The organism is Rhizobium sp. P1_E6, from assembly GCF_056405875.1.
Genome location: NZ_JBFUBG010000066.1, coordinates 14,869 through 28,768, shown reverse-complemented (window position 1 = coordinate 28,768; position 13,900 = coordinate 14,869). Strand labels below are relative to the sequence as shown.

The window sequence follows — 13,900 nt, the reverse complement described above, 5'->3', positions numbered from 1 at the left end:
GCGGCTACGGCCCTTTTTCCAGGAAGCCGGCAATGGCAAGAACCGCCAGAAAGCTGAGCAGTCCGTAGACAAGAGCAACGTCGATATAGACAAAGCGGCCCGATATGTGGGCATAGAGCGCTATCAACGAGATTGTGACAACGGTCAGCATGTCGATCGCCACCACACGATCAATCGCCGTGCGGCCGATTATCAGCCGCAGCACCCCAAAAACGATGCTGAAGAAGATCAGAACCACGGCAATCTGCAGGATAATCTCAGCCAAATACCGCCCCCAGGTGCTTTTCAAAAGGGCCGATGATCATCTGGCTTGCTTCCTCCGGGTCGGTGGTCTTTACGTCAAGCCAATGAATGAAGAGGGTATCTCCTTTGAGATCCATGACAAGCGAGCCGGGCGTAAGCGCGATTGAATTGGCAAGCGCCAGCCGACCGATCGGCGACTTGAGCGGCATCTTCACCTTGACGATCCCTGGATGAATAATGATACGCGGCGCGTAAACGTAGCGCAGCATGTTCATATTCGCCTTTACCAGTTCAACCAGGAAAACGCCGGTATAGGCAATGAAATGCAGGACCTTGGCAGGCGTTACCGTGATTTTCCAGACATCGCCGCGACGCATGAAAATCGACGCCAGGACCAAAGATACCAGCGCGCCGACGGCCACGATCGGGGCCTCCATAGATGAATTGACCACCAGCCAGACGACAAACAGGAAACCCGAGAGAAGGATCAGGCCCTGTGACAATCCCGACGGGCGTGGTTGGAGTGTTGCTCGATTTTCTGGCATCGCGCAGGCTTTCGATGGGTTCGAGTGGAGTGGTGGCGTGCAGTCTGGGTAGGCGGGGTTAAGTTCATGCATCTTCCCCCACGGGCCGATTTCGATCCGGCGTTTTGCCGGTCACCACGAGCTTGGTGGGTCTTGACGCCACATTAGCATCGGCTGCATCGGGCTGTGATCGGCACTGAATCCAGAAACTATGCTTGGGGTCCGATATGYCGTCGCATCCCCGCGCATTTTTGTGCCATCTCTTGACCCGTATCCAAAACGGCGAAATCAATCACGCTGCGCGTCAGGCTTACATCCGGAACATGCTGTGTGTCACATCGATCGACCTATTTGATTGGCGACACGCTCACCGGCGAAGATTAGCGTAGGCGTCGTGTTGGAGGGAACGATGTTATGAATTTTCACGCCTCTCAAGCCGGTCACATGATGCACAGATCAGGCACGGTTACTCCTCTGCAGCGCCGTTTCGGAGCAATAGATGTAGCCAGATCCAAACGGATGCCGGTTTCATGAACGAGAAAGCCCCGCAATCGGGATCTGTCGTTCCCGTCGCACCCAGCCTTGCTGATTATCGCCCACTCAGCTTGGCGGAAGAGAAGGTGGTTGCACATCTGCAGACGGGCGACTTCGATCGGTTGGGCGATGGCCTACGCCCGGAAGACGAAGATCCCGAGCGAACCGTGCGGGCGGATGTTTTGCGCTATCTCATCCTCGGTAGCGATGGATACCGTCTCCATGAAAAAGGGCTGAGGCTGACTGGAGCGTGGATAACCGGTATCCTTGACCTCGAGGGGTGCAGAATTCCTCGCGACATTGGCCTTAAGGACTGCCATTTCGAAGCTTCGCCCATATTGCGCTCCGCCATTATCGACAATCTGTTCCTGGACGGCTCGGCCTTGCCCGGACTGCAGGCTGATAGGCTCGAAGCACGCGGTTGCCTCTCGCTTCGCGCCGCGATCGTAACTGGCGAAATCCGGCTCCCGGGCGCGCGTATCGGTGGCAGCATTGAAGCGGATGGCGTCTCGATTGCTTCGCCTGACGGGATCGCGCTCGACGCAGATGGATTGGAAACCGGCGGCGGCATTCTGCTGCGCGGTGCCGATGTGCGCGGTGGCCTCAATCTTTCTGCGGTCCGCCTTGGTGGCGATGTCAACGCGGTCGGCGCTCGCTTGGAGCGGCCGGGCGAAGTCGTGCTGAACGGTGACGGGATTGTGGCAGCAGGGGACCTCGCTTTAAGAGGGACGACCATTGTCGGTGAGACGCGTCTGCTCGGTGCCCGTTTCGGTGGCGACATTGATTGCACGTCGGCCTCACTTTCGCAGCCGGGGGGCTACGCATTGAGGCTCAATCGAACCACAATCGACGGCGCGTTCTTTTTGCGACAGAACGCGTCTGTTGAGGGCACGCTCGACCTGACGGCCACGACGATCGGTGCGATTGATGATGAGCCGGCGAGCTGGCCGAAAACCGGCGACCTGCTTCTAAACCGCTGCCGGTATGGTGCTTTCATCGGTGGTCCTGCGGACGCGGAAAGCCGCCTTGACTGGCTGGCACGCCAAACCCCTGAACGCTGGAAGGCGGACTTCTGGCCTCAGCCCTACGAGCAACTGTCGAAGGTCCTGAGGGAAATGGGCCATGACGAGGAAGCCCGCGCTGTCCTCATCACCAAGGAGCGGCTGCAGCGAAAGGCACGTCGGGCGCGTGCCAAAAACCCCGCCTTGAGGGTCGCCCTGGCGGTTATGGACGCCATTCTCGCGGTGACGCTGCGCTACGGGCGGCAGCCTCTCCTGGCGCTGGTCTGGCTGATGCTCTTCTGGGCGATCGGTACCGGGGTCTTTGCGATTGCCTACCGAGGCGGCGCGATGAAACCAAACAGCCCGGTCGTGCTGCGCTCCCCCGAATGGACGATGTGCGATCTGCAACGAACCGAAACCCGCTTCATGCCAAATGCCGGACAGGATCTGACCGGACGTGCCGAGGTCGGTCAGAACCAGCTGACCTGCTTTCGCAATCAGCCGGAGGCAGCAAGCTACCCGGAATTCAATGCACTGATGTATTCGCTGGATGTTCTCCTGCCGGTGGCGTCGATCGGGCAAAAGGAATACTGGCGGCCGGACTCCCTGAAACCAAACGGCACCTTCACCTTGAATTACTATTTCTTCCAGTCGGTGATTGGCTGGGCGCTCAGCCTTCTGGCCGTCGCCGGTTTCTCGGGACTGGTGAAATCGCAGTAGGGCGAGTGCCGTTCCAGACGCAGTCCGTCGGTCGTTATTCAGGATGCGAGTTGACCCGGGGCGCGGATCGGCACGCGAGCGAAATGTTACAGGCGGAGCGCCGATGATGCGCTTGAATGCATGGCTGAACGAGACCTCGGATTCATAGCCGAGTCGTTCGGCAATCGCGCCGACACGCTATCCTTGCGAGTTCTTCGACCGCCCAGTCATGGGCAGGATGGCTCTGTTCCAAATATTCCTGGCGGCCTGAGAGGGACACATAGTCTCCGCCTTTAGGCAGCCTGCTGCTTGAGATATTGAGCGAGTAATGCTGTCGCCTTCGTCAATTGGCTTGGTTGATCTGCGGGCTCTTCCATAGCGAACAAATTCGCAAGCACGATGGGATTACTGTTTACTTGAAACAGAATTGCGCAGAATATTAGCAAATGGGAGGATAAGCCTTCGGCCCCACTCTCGATACATTGCGCTCGAACGGCTTTCCTCCCTTGGTTACAAGGGAGGACCAATCATGAGGCGGGTATTGTTCTACGCGGCATCGGCCGCGATACTGTCGCTCGGCGTCTCGCATGCATTTGCGCAGTCGGGCGGCGTCGAGAAAGCGGTTGGCGGCTACAACTTCGAGGAAGCCGCAAAAGAGGCCCCCGGCACGAAGGATTTCCATTCGGCTGACGGGCATTTGACCTTCGCGATCGTAACGCATACGGCAGGCAATGGCTTCTTTGACCCTGTCTATGTCGGCGCGACCGTCGCCGGCAATATGATCGGCGCCAAGATATTGCTGCTCGGTTCGGAATCGCCGGTGGACGACCCCGCCCGCGAGCTCGAGATCCTGAACCAGATCATTCAGGACCCGACGATCGACGGCATCATCATGACGACGCCGCAGGTCGGCGCCTATAACGACATCGTCAAGGCTGCCGAGGCGGCCGGCATCCCGATCGCGACGACCAACTCGTTCGACGGCACCATTCTGCACCGGAGCGCGATCAGCCACACCGGCCAGGATGCGTCGGCGGCGGCAATCGGCGGCGAGGCGCTCGCCAATTGCGTGCTTGCCAGTGGCGCGACCAGCGGCTCGATCGTGCTGCCGTCCTCCACAGCGATGGGCAATATCGAGGTGAACAACCGTGTCACCGCCGCCTTCAATGCCATCGTCAAAACGTTGAAGGACGCCGGCAAGCTCGATGCCTTCAAGGTTGACGCCGGTCCGGAGAATGTCGGCATCGACACGAACCCGAACGACCCCGTCAACGCACTTGTTTCGCTCTTCGAGTCCCGCGGCGACGTGGTCGGCGCCTTCACAGCCAACAACGTCTTCACGCCGCCGCTCGTCAAGGCGGTTGCCCAGATGGGGAAGACCGGCAAGTTGTGCGCTTATGGTTTCGATCTCGGCCCGGCACAGCAGGAAGGCATCGCAGCGGGGAACCTGACCGGCTCGCTCGGTCAGCAGCCCTTCCTGCAGGGCTTCTGGCCCGTCATGCAGCTCTATCTCCAGATCGATCGCGGTATCGCAGCTGCCAATCTCGACACGCGTGCCCAGCTTGTGACGAAGGAAACGGTCGCCAACGTTGGCAAGCGCTTCGAGAACTGACTGCCGTTCGAGACGTCTGAAATCAAGGCGGGAGGGTGCGAGCCGCCCCGCCACGCGACAGCAAGGATCGGTCGGTAGAAATTCATGGAGCCCGCCACGACGACATCACTCGGCCGTGCGCCGCCCCAGCTCGTCGGCGGCTGGGAGGCGGGGCTCCTCATGTTTCTTGCGCTGCTTTACCTCGGCGGGGCCATCGTCAATCCGGCCTTCTTCGGATCGACGGAAGCCCTTCACGCGCTTCTGCGCGATACGTCTCGTGTGGGGATCATCGCGGTCGGAATGACTTTCGTCATCGCCAACAGGGATCTCGATCTCTCGGTTGGTTCGACCTACGGTCTGGTCGCCGTGGTCTTCGCCAGGCTTTTTGCCCCGAACTTTCTCGATTTCGGCGTGATCCAGTCGGCGATCCTCTGCGTGCTCTTGGGCACGGCGATCGGCCTGATCAACGGCGTGCTCGTCACCGTCCTGAAAGTGCCGGCCTTCATTGCGACGCTGACGATCCTCTTCATCGGCCGCGGCTTCGTGCTCGCGCTGACGCATGGTCAGGCAATCTATTATTCCGACAAGGCGAAAGACCATCCGCTGTTCTTCCACCTGGGTGAGACGAATATCCTCGGCTTCAACAACCAGATCGCGATCTTCTTCCTCATCGCCGTGGTGGGGGCCACTGTGCTTGCAAAGACCCGCTGGGGCTACGAGACTTTCGCCACCGGCGGAAACGAGCAGGCGGCGGTCTATGCCGGCATTCGCACACGCTGGGTGCGCATTCGCGCCTATCTGCTCTCCTCGCTTTGCGCGACCCTTGCAGCTCTCCTGTCGGCCGCGCAGGACAAGGGTGTCACCCCTCTCTATGGTGTCAGCTGGGAACTCACCGTTATCGCATCCGTCGTCATCGGCGGAGCATCGATCCTTGGCGGGCGCGGGCGTGTCATCGGATCTTGCCTCGGTGCTGCGGTCGTCGTGCTGATCGACAAGGTGCTGCGCGAGGGATGGCCGATCACGCGCACCGTCGTGATCGACGGTGAAAGCTTCGCAGTCGGCGCCAAGTTCACCCTGCCGGCAGGCGCCGTGCTGGTTTTCCTGGGTCTGCTTCTCGTCATCGCCGTGCTGATCGAGCCCATTCTTATCAGGCGGCAGGTTGCGGGCCGGCTATGGGCCTGGCTCAGAGGCCGGCCACCGCCGCCGGCCTACGAGATAGGTGGCGTGGCGATCGAGGGTGTCCAGACCAAGGGGGCGATGGCGGCCGACATGGCGCTGTCAGCCACCGGGCTCGGCAAGTTTCTCGCCCGCCGCGACGCACTTGCCATCATCCTGACCGCCGTGTTGTGGCTGACGGGCCTCGCGCTCAGGCCGGACTATTGGTGGAACCTGCCCAACACCTTTGCCATCCTGCTCAACTATACGGAACTCGCCCTCATTGCGGTCGGGCTCACCTATGTCATCGCAGCCGGCGATATCGATCTCTCGGTCGGTGCCGTGCTTGCCCTTGCCGGCAGTACCGCGGCCTATTTCCTGAAGGTGCTCGGCGCCGACCCGCTCACTGCCGTTGCGATGGGCCTGTTTGCGGGGATGGCCGCCGGCGCCGTCAACGCCATGGTCGTCGTCGGCTTCAAACTGCCTGCCTTCATCGCCACGCTCGGCATGTTCTACATTGCCCGCGGGCTCGCCGCCTGGTTCGTCGCGGGACAGCAGCTGACCGGCTGGCCCGAGGGCTATAACCTGCTCGGACGCAAGGTGAATGACGTTCTCCTTCATTTCGGCCTTGCATTGCCGCCGGGGATCATTCGCACGGTGGCCGAGGTTGTCAGCGTCCAGACGATCTGGATGTTTTTCATCGCGGTGATCGCCGGTATCGTGCTTGCCTATACGCCGTTCGGGCTGAAGGTCTGCGCCGCCGGCGGCAACGTGCGCGCCGCCGCCTATGCCGGCATCAACACCAACCGCGTGCGCTTCATCGCGCTCATGCTGTCGGCGCTCTGCGCAACCATGGCCGGGATCATCAATGTCGCCTATTTTCGCAGCTTCAACCCGGTTGCCGGCCAGTTTCGCGAGCTCGATGCGATCGCTTCTGTCATCATCGGCGGCGGATCGATCTTCGGCGGTTACGGCACGATGATCGGCTCGCTTGCGGGTGCTGCCGTCATCACGCTCGTGCGCGCACTGCTTCAACTCAATGTCCAGGGGTTCAGCATGCCGCAGCACTGGATCAACGTCTTTATCGGCGTCATCCTCATCGTCGCGGTGCTGATCGATATATGGGTGCGCCAGGCCAATATTTTCGGGCGCCTGCGAACCCGGCTGAGAAGAGGCGCGCAAAAAGGGGACAGCAGTCATGGCTGAGGCGACACCATCCGCGCCGATCGTGGAAATGCGGAGCATCGAAAAAGCCTTCGGGGCTGTGCAGGCGCTTCGCAAGGTCGATCTGACGCTTTATCCCGGCGAGATTCTCGGCCTGGTCGGCGACAACTCCGCCGGCAAATCGACGCTCATGAAGATCCTGACCGGTGCTTATCAGCGCGATGCGGGTGATATCCTCGTTGCCGGGCAGACGGTACGCTTCAAGAGCCCGCATGAGAGCCGCAGCGTCGGCATCGAGATGATCTACCAGGATTTCGCGCTCTGCGGCAACATGGATGTCGGCCAGAACATCTTCCTTGGCCGCTGGCCGCTCAAAGGCCCTTTCGTCAACAGGCGGAAGATGTATGCGGAAGCCGACAGCGTGCTGAAACGGCTCAAGGTCGACGTGAACTCCGTCTACCAGAAGGTCGAAAGCCTGTCGGGCGGCCGCCAGCAATCCGTCGCGATCGCCCGCGCAATCTCGTTCGAGCCGCGCGTCGTGATCCTCGACGAGCCGACTGCCAACCTTTCCGTGATGGCGACGGAACGGCTGCTCGAAACCATGCTGGAACTGAAGAAGCAGGGCGTCGCCCAGATCATCATCTCACACCGCCTGGTCGATATCTTTGCCGTGGGTGATCGCGTCATGGTGCTCAAGCGCGGCGAATATGTCGGCGATCGCTACATCAGGAATACCGACGAGCATGAAGTTCTGGAGATTATCGTTTCCGGCACGCGAGAGAGCGCGCGGACAGCCGATGAGGCAAGAAACGTCTGATCTGCCATCGAACGCCCGGCGCTCCACGCACACTGCGGGGCGTGGCGGCATGCATGTGCTGCTTGCGGCGAGGCCGGTCGTCCGACCCCGCCGCAATCGAAGTCAAGCCGCGCGGCTCAGTGCGTCGCCGATCGTGGAGACGATCGTGTCGATCTCGCTCTTCTCGACGATCAGCGGCGGAGAGAGCGCGACGATGTCGCCGGTCACGCGGATCAGCAGCCCCTTCTTGAAGCAGTCGACAAAGACGTCGTAGGCCCGTGTTCCCGGCGCTCCGTCGCGAGGCGCGAGTTCCACCGCGCCGACAAGGCCAAGGTTGCGGATGTCGACAACGTGAGGATGGTCCTTCAGTGAATGCAATGCATCCTGCCAATAGTCCGCAAGATCCGCAGCGCGGGTCAGCAATCCTTCCTCCTCGTAGATGTCGAGGGTAGCAATGCCCGCGGCGCATGCGACCGGGTGGCCGGAATAGGTGTAGCCGTGGAAGAGCTCGATCGCGTTTTCCGGACCGGCCATGAGGCCGTCGTAGATCTTCCGGCTGGCGAATACGGCGCCCATCGGGATCGTGCCGTTCGTCAGCCCTTTTGCCGTCGTGACGAGATCAGGAACGACGCCAAAATAGTCTGTTGCGAACGGCGTTCCGAGACGGCCGAACCCGGTGATCACCTCATCGAAGATCAGCAGGATGCCATACTTGTCGGCGGTTGCGCGCAGTTTCTGCAGGTATCCCTTTGGAGGAAGGATGACGCCCGCCGAGCCGGACATCGGCTCGACAATCACGGCGGCGATGGTTTCGGCGCCATGCAGCTGGACGAGACGTTCGAGATCGTCGGCGAGTTCGACGCCATGGTCCGGCAGACCTTTCGAGAATGCGTTGCGCTCTACGTCGAGCGTATGACGCATGTGATCGGCGGGAATCTGCGGAAACATCCGGCGATTGTTGACGAGGCCGCCGACTGAAATGCCGCCGAAGCCGACGCCGTGATAGCCCTTCTCGCGGCCGATAAGGCGCGTGCGGCTGCCCTGGCCGATCGCCCGCTGATAGGCGATCGCGATTTTCAAGGCAGTGTCGACCGATTCCGATCCGGAGCCCGTGAAAAAGACACGATCAAGCTTGGCGTCGGCACCACCGGGGGCAATCTTCGCCAACTTGGCGGCGAAGTCGAAGGCGATCGGATGCCCCATCTGGAATGTCGGTGCAAAGTCCATCGTCGAGAGCTGGCGTTCCACTGCCTGGGAGATTTTCTTGCGCCCGTGGCCGGCGTTGCAGCACCAGAGGCCCGCTGTTCCGTCGAGAACGCGGTTACCGTCGACGTCGGTGTAGTACATGCCCTCGGCAGATGCGAGGAGACGCGGTGCGGCTTTGAACTGCCTGTTTGCCGTGAACGGCATCCAGAAGTTATCGAGTATGGGCGCGTTCGTCATGTTGATCTGATCCATTGTGCTCTCCTTCGGCTCGACGAACACTTCAGGTATTTCCATGACCGAACAAGCCCTTTTCTTCTCTGATATAACCCATTGAAAAAACGGCATTTCGAATCTAGGATTTTGGCTATTCTGAACAACAAGAACAACGCTCATGTCCATCGATATTGGAAATCGCCTGCGCCACGTGCGCACCGCCCATAACATGTCCCAACGTGAACTGGCGAAGAAGACCGGAGTTCCGAACTCGACGATCTCATTGATCGAATCGAACAGCTCGAATCCCTCGGTGGGTGCGTTGAAGCGCATCCTGGATGGGATACCGATCGGGCTGGCGGAATTCTTCGCTCTCAAGCCGGAGGCGCCGAGGAAGGCGTTCTATGCTGCGGAGGAACTGGTCGAGATCGGCAAGGGAGGAATCTCCTACCGGCAGGTCGGAGAGAGCATGTTCGGCAGAAGTCTGCAGATGCTGAGGGAATGTTATCAGCCCGGCGCCGACACCGGGAAGGTTGCGCTCGTCCACGAGGGGGAGGAAGGCGGGATCGTCCTTTCCGGAAGACTGGAGGTTACCGTCGACAACGAGCGTCGGATCCTTGGTCCGGGGGACGCTTACTATTTCGAGAGCCGACGCCCGCATCGCTTCAGATGCGTCGGCCCGGTGCCCTGTGAGGTTATCAGCGCCTGCACACCGCCGACGTTCTAGGGTTGACCCTCGATGCGCGCGAGCACCCGGTCGAGTGCTGTATGCAGGGCGAAGCGTCCACCCATGGTCTCGAAGTCTGTTAGAACCTGTTCGTTGAGCCCGCCCTTGGTGGCGAACTCGCGGCTTAGGTCGAAGAAATCCTCCCCCGAGTTCTCGCTAGCCCGCCTTGCCAAGCTTTCGAAGAGAGGCGTGAGATAGGCCTTCGCCTTCGATTTCTCCAACCCATTCTCCTCGAGCCATGCCGTTGTGATTTCCATCACGCTGAAGTAGGTCGACATCAGCGCGCTCGCGGCGGCAAGAAGATCGTATTCCTTCCTCGATGCGCATTGCACGGCACTGCCAAGGGTATCGAAGAGCGCCGCGACGCTCGTGTCGGGAGGATAGATCGCAGTGACGCCCTGCCTCCCGGCGACGAAGGGCAGGGGGATTGCCTGGACCAGATGCACGTCTGCTCCGATCCAGTCCAGCAGGGTCTGCCTCTCGGTCGCCGCGACGAGGCTGATCACTGACTGACCGTCCCGAAAGACGAGATCGCCGACGACCTCCCGGGCGATCTGCGGGCGTATCGCCAGTACGACGATGTCACTGCGATCGATGACCGTCTGGTTGTCCGACGCGACCGCGACTGCATCGAATTCGGATGCAAGCCGGCCCGCGGTGTCGGGGTTGCGAGGGGAGAGATAGACCTGTGACGCAAAGGCCGGTTCGGCGAGAAGACCGCGCACCATAGCCTCGCTGATGGCCCCCGTTCCGACGAAGCCGATGCTTGTGATTGTCATGGCCTACTCCGCAGCCCTGAGAGGTCCGAGCGTCACGTCGGTCGCATAGTTTTCTCGCATGAAGTTGATGAAATTGTCCTGGAATTGCCGCGTATCTGCATGAGCCAGCTCATCGGCAAGATCGACGTTCCGATCCCGGATCGCTTCAAGCATCAGGCTGTGCTCGTCGGTCAAGAGAGAGCCTTCGCGCGTTCGTTCCAGATACTCGAAGTTCAGGTGCAGCATGCGCTGGCCCTGGGAGAGCAGCTTGTCATAGAACGATGCAAGATACTGGTTCTTGCCGGCGTAGGCGACTGCCATATGAAACTCCTTGTTTGCCTTCGACATCGCCGGGTGGCTGCCGGCCTTGACTGCGGTAGCAGATGCCTTGTCGCGCTTGGCGATCACTTTGATGTCGGCATCAGTGCGCAGCGCCGCTGCAGGCGGGTATTCTTTCGCTGCGCGATGTCGAGGGCTTCCACATATTTGGGGAAGGTCGCGACCTCAGTCTCGTCAGTCGGTTAAGTCCCTTTCGCTCGCATAAGCGGCATTGGGCCAGAAAATCGGGTTGGCGGCAATGCAATTTTTCCGCTTGAGTTTGTCGGCCCGCTGTTGACATAAATTCGTCAGTCGACACGTAGCCGACATCAAATGACAAGAAACGGCGAAAGCCGACGAGTGGAACAACGCGCTTTGCACGGCAAAGAGGAATGTTGACCGCGTCGACCGCTCAGAGGAGCGGACGATATCGGCGACGTGGTGATATACTCACCCGATGAGGCAATAAATCTCGCGCTCCCCGTCTAGTGATCTGCGCGATGACACAGGGCTTGGCCGCGGCATCCCGCCTCGGCCCAGAAAGGGAAGGAGACAACGCATGAACAATGTAGCGATCCACCCGATCGTGGATTCCGGATACCGGGCGACCGATGCGTCATTTGTCGGGGGCACGCTCGTGTGCAACTGCGCGAGCAACCCGGTCAAAGTCCGCATCAAGGGCGATATCGCCCATAACCATGCCTGTGGCTGCACGAAATGCTGGAAGCCGAAGGGTGCGGTCTTTTCGGTGGTTGCCGTGACTCCGACGCAGAACGTCGAGGTTCTGGAGAATGGAAACAAGCTGGCGGTCGTCGACGCGTCCGCGCTGATCCAGCGCCATGCCTGCAAGGATTGCGGGGTTCACATGTACGGGCCAGTCGAGCGCGATCATGCTTTCCAGGGACTTTCCTTCGTCCACCCCGAACGGTTCCAGGAAAAAGGCTGGGCAGGACCGGGCTTTGCGGCCTTCGTATCGTCCATTATCGAAAGCGGATACGACCCTGGGAAGATGGTCGTCGTGCGGTCGCATCTCAAGGACGTTGGACTTGAGCCTTACGATTGCCTGTCGCCAACGCTGATGGACGTGATCGCCACATGGACGGCGAAAAAGGCGGGGGTTCTGGCGGCCTGACGCGTCGCGGAAATTCGCTTTGGGTACCGTCGCGATTTTGCGGCGGTTCTCCAAAAAAGGCACCCGACGCGTCGTCACCAAGGTGCGGTCAGTCCTTGTTGAGAATGGCTGCCCGCAACGCGTCGTTGATGCGCTCTTGCCAACCTGGACCGCCGGCCTGGAAATGGGCGAGAACCTCGCTGTCGAGCTTCAAGGTCACAAGCTCCTTCGCGTTCGGCAGAGCGGGCCGCTCGACGGCTGGTGTCGCTGATCTCTTGACGGGTTTGAACAGGGCCTCGGCCGCTTCATGCGGGTTAGCGGGGCGTCTCGGCGTGCGCATGCGCGTTCTTCTTCCTGATTTTCGAGCCCGACTATTCGAACTCAGGACCGGGTTTGTCGGCAGTATCTGTCGTGTCGTCAAGTGGAAACACCGGCCAATCGGCCTCGCCGGCATTGCTCGGTTGTTTCTTTAGTCTCATTCGACTTGCTTCGGCCCGTTCGGCGAGCCGCACGCAGTAGCGTCGGCGCATCTCGGCTGCGTCGATTGCCCCTTCGGCCCACTGGTCGATGAGCGCAAGAATTTGCGGGTCGGTGTCGATCGGCAGCCCGCGGGCTCGGGCCCGGGCGATCGCCCGGTCTGCGATATCTCTGCGTGACTGCATGGCTTGTCCGTCCCTTGTGGCCCATCATGGCCAAGGCCCGCGGCAATAGCAATTTGGCACATCGACGGCCATCCGAAAGGATGAGTGCGCAACAGTTTCCCACGGGGTTATGCTTGCGATCTGGCTAAAGCAAACAGACCGCCATTGAGCGCGGGAGGAGAGACCTCTCAGAGAACAGAGGACACAACGCGATCGGACGCGCCCGGCAGCATATATCCAAGCCGGATCAAATGAGCATGAGGACGAGGAGCAACAACACCGTGATCGGGACGATTGGCAATGACGATGCGTTCGTCATCCTTCCTCCTCGTCGGGTCTTGTATTTGACGGTGGGCGGTCACTTACGTAGACGACAGCGAGACGATTTTCAGGGGTAGGAACTGCCGCGCCGTGTTCTGGGGAAGCCTGCATTCAGACCCGCATTTCCCATGTCCCTAAACAGAGCATCCCTTTAGAAAGATATCCGCGCACATTCTTGCCCTTGCGGCGATCTCCTCGATGTTGGGTGCGGGCAGCTGGCGCAGCATGGCGGCGCGCTGGGGTTCCATGATCATCATGCCCCGCAACATGCCGCAAGCGGCGTGCGGGTCTTCAAGCTTGATCAGCCCGCGTTCCACCTGACGGCTCAGCCAGTTTTCCATCGACGTGTTGGTTCGGACGATCGCCTTTTCGTAGAAGGAGGTGGCGAGTTCGGGGAAGCGGTCGGATTCGCCAATGACGAGACGGGTAATCGTGATCGTATCCTGCGAAAGCGTCAGCATGCCATAGGCCATCAGCATGCGCTCCAACCCCTGGCGGAGCCCGGCCGTCGCCAGCGTACCAGGATCGAGCGCCAGCAGGAAACGCCCGGTCCGATCCGAGACCATTTCGGAAAACAGATCTGCCTTCGTCGGGAACAGACGATAGAGCGTCTTCGTCGAAACGCCGGCTTCCTGGGCAATCGCGGCAATGCTCACCGCGGCATAACCGTTCTCGTGAAACTGCCTGTTAGCGGCCTCGATAAGCACGCCGCGCGTATCCTCGTCGCAACGCACCTGCGGCCTGCCACGCGGCTTCTTCTCGATTTTGTGATTTTGGACCATCTCAATTTTCCAAATTCTTGTTGACTTCCCTTTTTTAACTCATATTTTGGAAAACAGCAAGTTTCCTAAATTGGACTTGAGCCAGATTTCAAGGCCGCGGCCGAGACGACAGCGAC

At 60.2% G+C, this 13,900-nt stretch carries 13 protein-coding genes and 1 pseudogene; 6 read left to right on the top strand and 8 right to left on the bottom strand.

What is annotated here, in order from left to right:
• Positions 1 to 4 precede the first annotated feature (4 nt).
• Both AC1D35_RS24880 and AC1D35_RS24875 read right to left on the bottom strand, forming a co-directional pair.
• Positions 5 to 265: a monovalent cation/H+ antiporter complex subunit F gene (locus AC1D35_RS24880; protein WP_113296923.1), complete on the bottom strand. Its 261-nt coding sequence runs from the start codon at positions 263 to 265 to the stop codon at positions 5 to 7.
• On the bottom strand, positions 258 to 860 hold the full coding sequence (locus AC1D35_RS24875) for a Na+/H+ antiporter subunit E (RefSeq protein WP_477940477.1): 603 nt from the start codon (positions 858 to 860) through the stop codon (positions 258 to 260). Before AC1D35_RS24875 ends, AC1D35_RS24880 begins: the two co-directional genes overlap by 8 nt.
• Before the next feature lie 437 nt (positions 861 to 1,297).
• Between AC1D35_RS24875 and AC1D35_RS24870 the strand changes: the two genes are divergently transcribed.
• The 4 genes from AC1D35_RS24870 (at position 1,298) to AC1D35_RS24855 (ending at position 7,728) form a co-directional block, all read left to right on the top strand.
• A complete protein-coding gene (locus AC1D35_RS24870) occupies positions 1,298 to 3,022 on the top strand; it encodes a hypothetical protein (protein ID WP_477940475.1) in 1,725 nt (574 codons plus the stop codon).
• 508 nt (positions 3,023 to 3,530) lie between these two features.
• Entirely contained in the window at positions 3,531 to 4,613 is a 1,083-nt protein-coding gene (locus tag AC1D35_RS24865; RefSeq protein WP_113307967.1) for a substrate-binding domain-containing protein, read from the top strand.
• Between the two features lie 84 nt (positions 4,614 to 4,697).
• Complete coding sequence (locus tag AC1D35_RS24860; protein ID WP_477940474.1) at positions 4,698 to 6,953, top strand: ABC transporter permease; 2,256 nt, start codon at positions 4,698 to 4,700, stop codon at positions 6,951 to 6,953.
• Entirely contained in the window at positions 6,946 to 7,728 is a 783-nt protein-coding gene (locus tag AC1D35_RS24855) for a sugar ABC transporter ATP-binding protein (protein WP_113307965.1), read from the top strand. The genes AC1D35_RS24860 and AC1D35_RS24855 overlap by 8 nt, the downstream gene beginning before the upstream one ends.
• A 102-nt stretch (positions 7,729 to 7,830) precedes the next feature.
• Here AC1D35_RS24855 and aptA read toward each other — a convergent pair whose 3' ends face one another.
• The gene (gene aptA, locus AC1D35_RS24850; RefSeq protein ID WP_477940472.1) at positions 7,831 to 9,165 is read right to left on the bottom strand and encodes an omega-aminotransferase AptA; all 1,335 of its coding nucleotides are present in this window, start codon (positions 9,163 to 9,165) and stop codon (positions 7,831 to 7,833) included.
• A gap of 139 nt (positions 9,166 to 9,304) precedes the next feature.
• On the opposite strand from aptA, the gene AC1D35_RS24845 reads away from it, so the two are divergent.
• Positions 9,305 to 9,853, top strand: a complete 549-nt coding sequence (locus tag AC1D35_RS24845; RefSeq protein ID WP_113508176.1) for a cupin domain-containing protein — start codon at positions 9,305 to 9,307, stop codon at positions 9,851 to 9,853.
• Here the strand turns inward: AC1D35_RS24845 and AC1D35_RS24840 are convergent.
• Together AC1D35_RS24840 and AC1D35_RS24835 are read right to left on the bottom strand one after the other, a co-directional pair.
• Positions 9,850 to 10,632: a pyrroline-5-carboxylate reductase gene (locus AC1D35_RS24840; protein WP_477940470.1), complete on the bottom strand. Its 783-nt coding sequence runs from the start codon at positions 10,630 to 10,632 to the stop codon at positions 9,850 to 9,852. The genes AC1D35_RS24845 and AC1D35_RS24840 overlap by 4 nt on opposite strands.
• A gap of 3 nt (positions 10,633 to 10,635) precedes the next feature.
• A pseudogene (locus AC1D35_RS24835) lies at positions 10,636 to 11,117 on the bottom strand (FCD domain-containing protein); the annotation flags it as partial.
• A gap of 371 nt (positions 11,118 to 11,488) precedes the next feature.
• On the opposite strand from AC1D35_RS24835, the gene gfa reads away from it, so the two are divergent.
• Positions 11,489 to 12,061 carry an S-(hydroxymethyl)glutathione synthase gene (gfa, locus tag AC1D35_RS24830; RefSeq protein ID WP_113335051.1) on the top strand — a complete coding sequence of 191 codons (573 nt, stop codon included), beginning with the start codon at positions 11,489 to 11,491 and terminating at the stop codon, positions 12,059 to 12,061.
• 88 nt (positions 12,062 to 12,149) lie between these two features.
• On the opposite strand, the gene AC1D35_RS24825 is transcribed toward gfa, so the two are convergent.
• The 3 genes from AC1D35_RS24825 to AC1D35_RS24815 all read right to left on the bottom strand — a co-directional run bounded on the left by AC1D35_RS24825 (position 12,150) and on the right by AC1D35_RS24815 (position 13,784).
• Positions 12,150 to 12,380: a BrnA antitoxin family protein gene (locus AC1D35_RS24825; protein ID WP_113296914.1), complete on the bottom strand. Its 231-nt coding sequence runs from the start codon at positions 12,378 to 12,380 to the stop codon at positions 12,150 to 12,152.
• Between the two features lie 31 nt (positions 12,381 to 12,411).
• Positions 12,412 to 12,702: a hypothetical protein gene (locus AC1D35_RS24820; protein ID WP_113296913.1), complete on the bottom strand. Its 291-nt coding sequence runs from the start codon at positions 12,700 to 12,702 to the stop codon at positions 12,412 to 12,414.
• A 434-nt stretch (positions 12,703 to 13,136) separates the two neighbouring features.
• The gene (locus tag AC1D35_RS24815) at positions 13,137 to 13,784 is read right to left on the bottom strand and encodes a TetR/AcrR family transcriptional regulator (RefSeq protein WP_113307963.1); all 648 of its coding nucleotides are present in this window, start codon (positions 13,782 to 13,784) and stop codon (positions 13,137 to 13,139) included.
• Between the last annotated feature and the right edge of the window lie 116 nt (positions 13,785 to 13,900).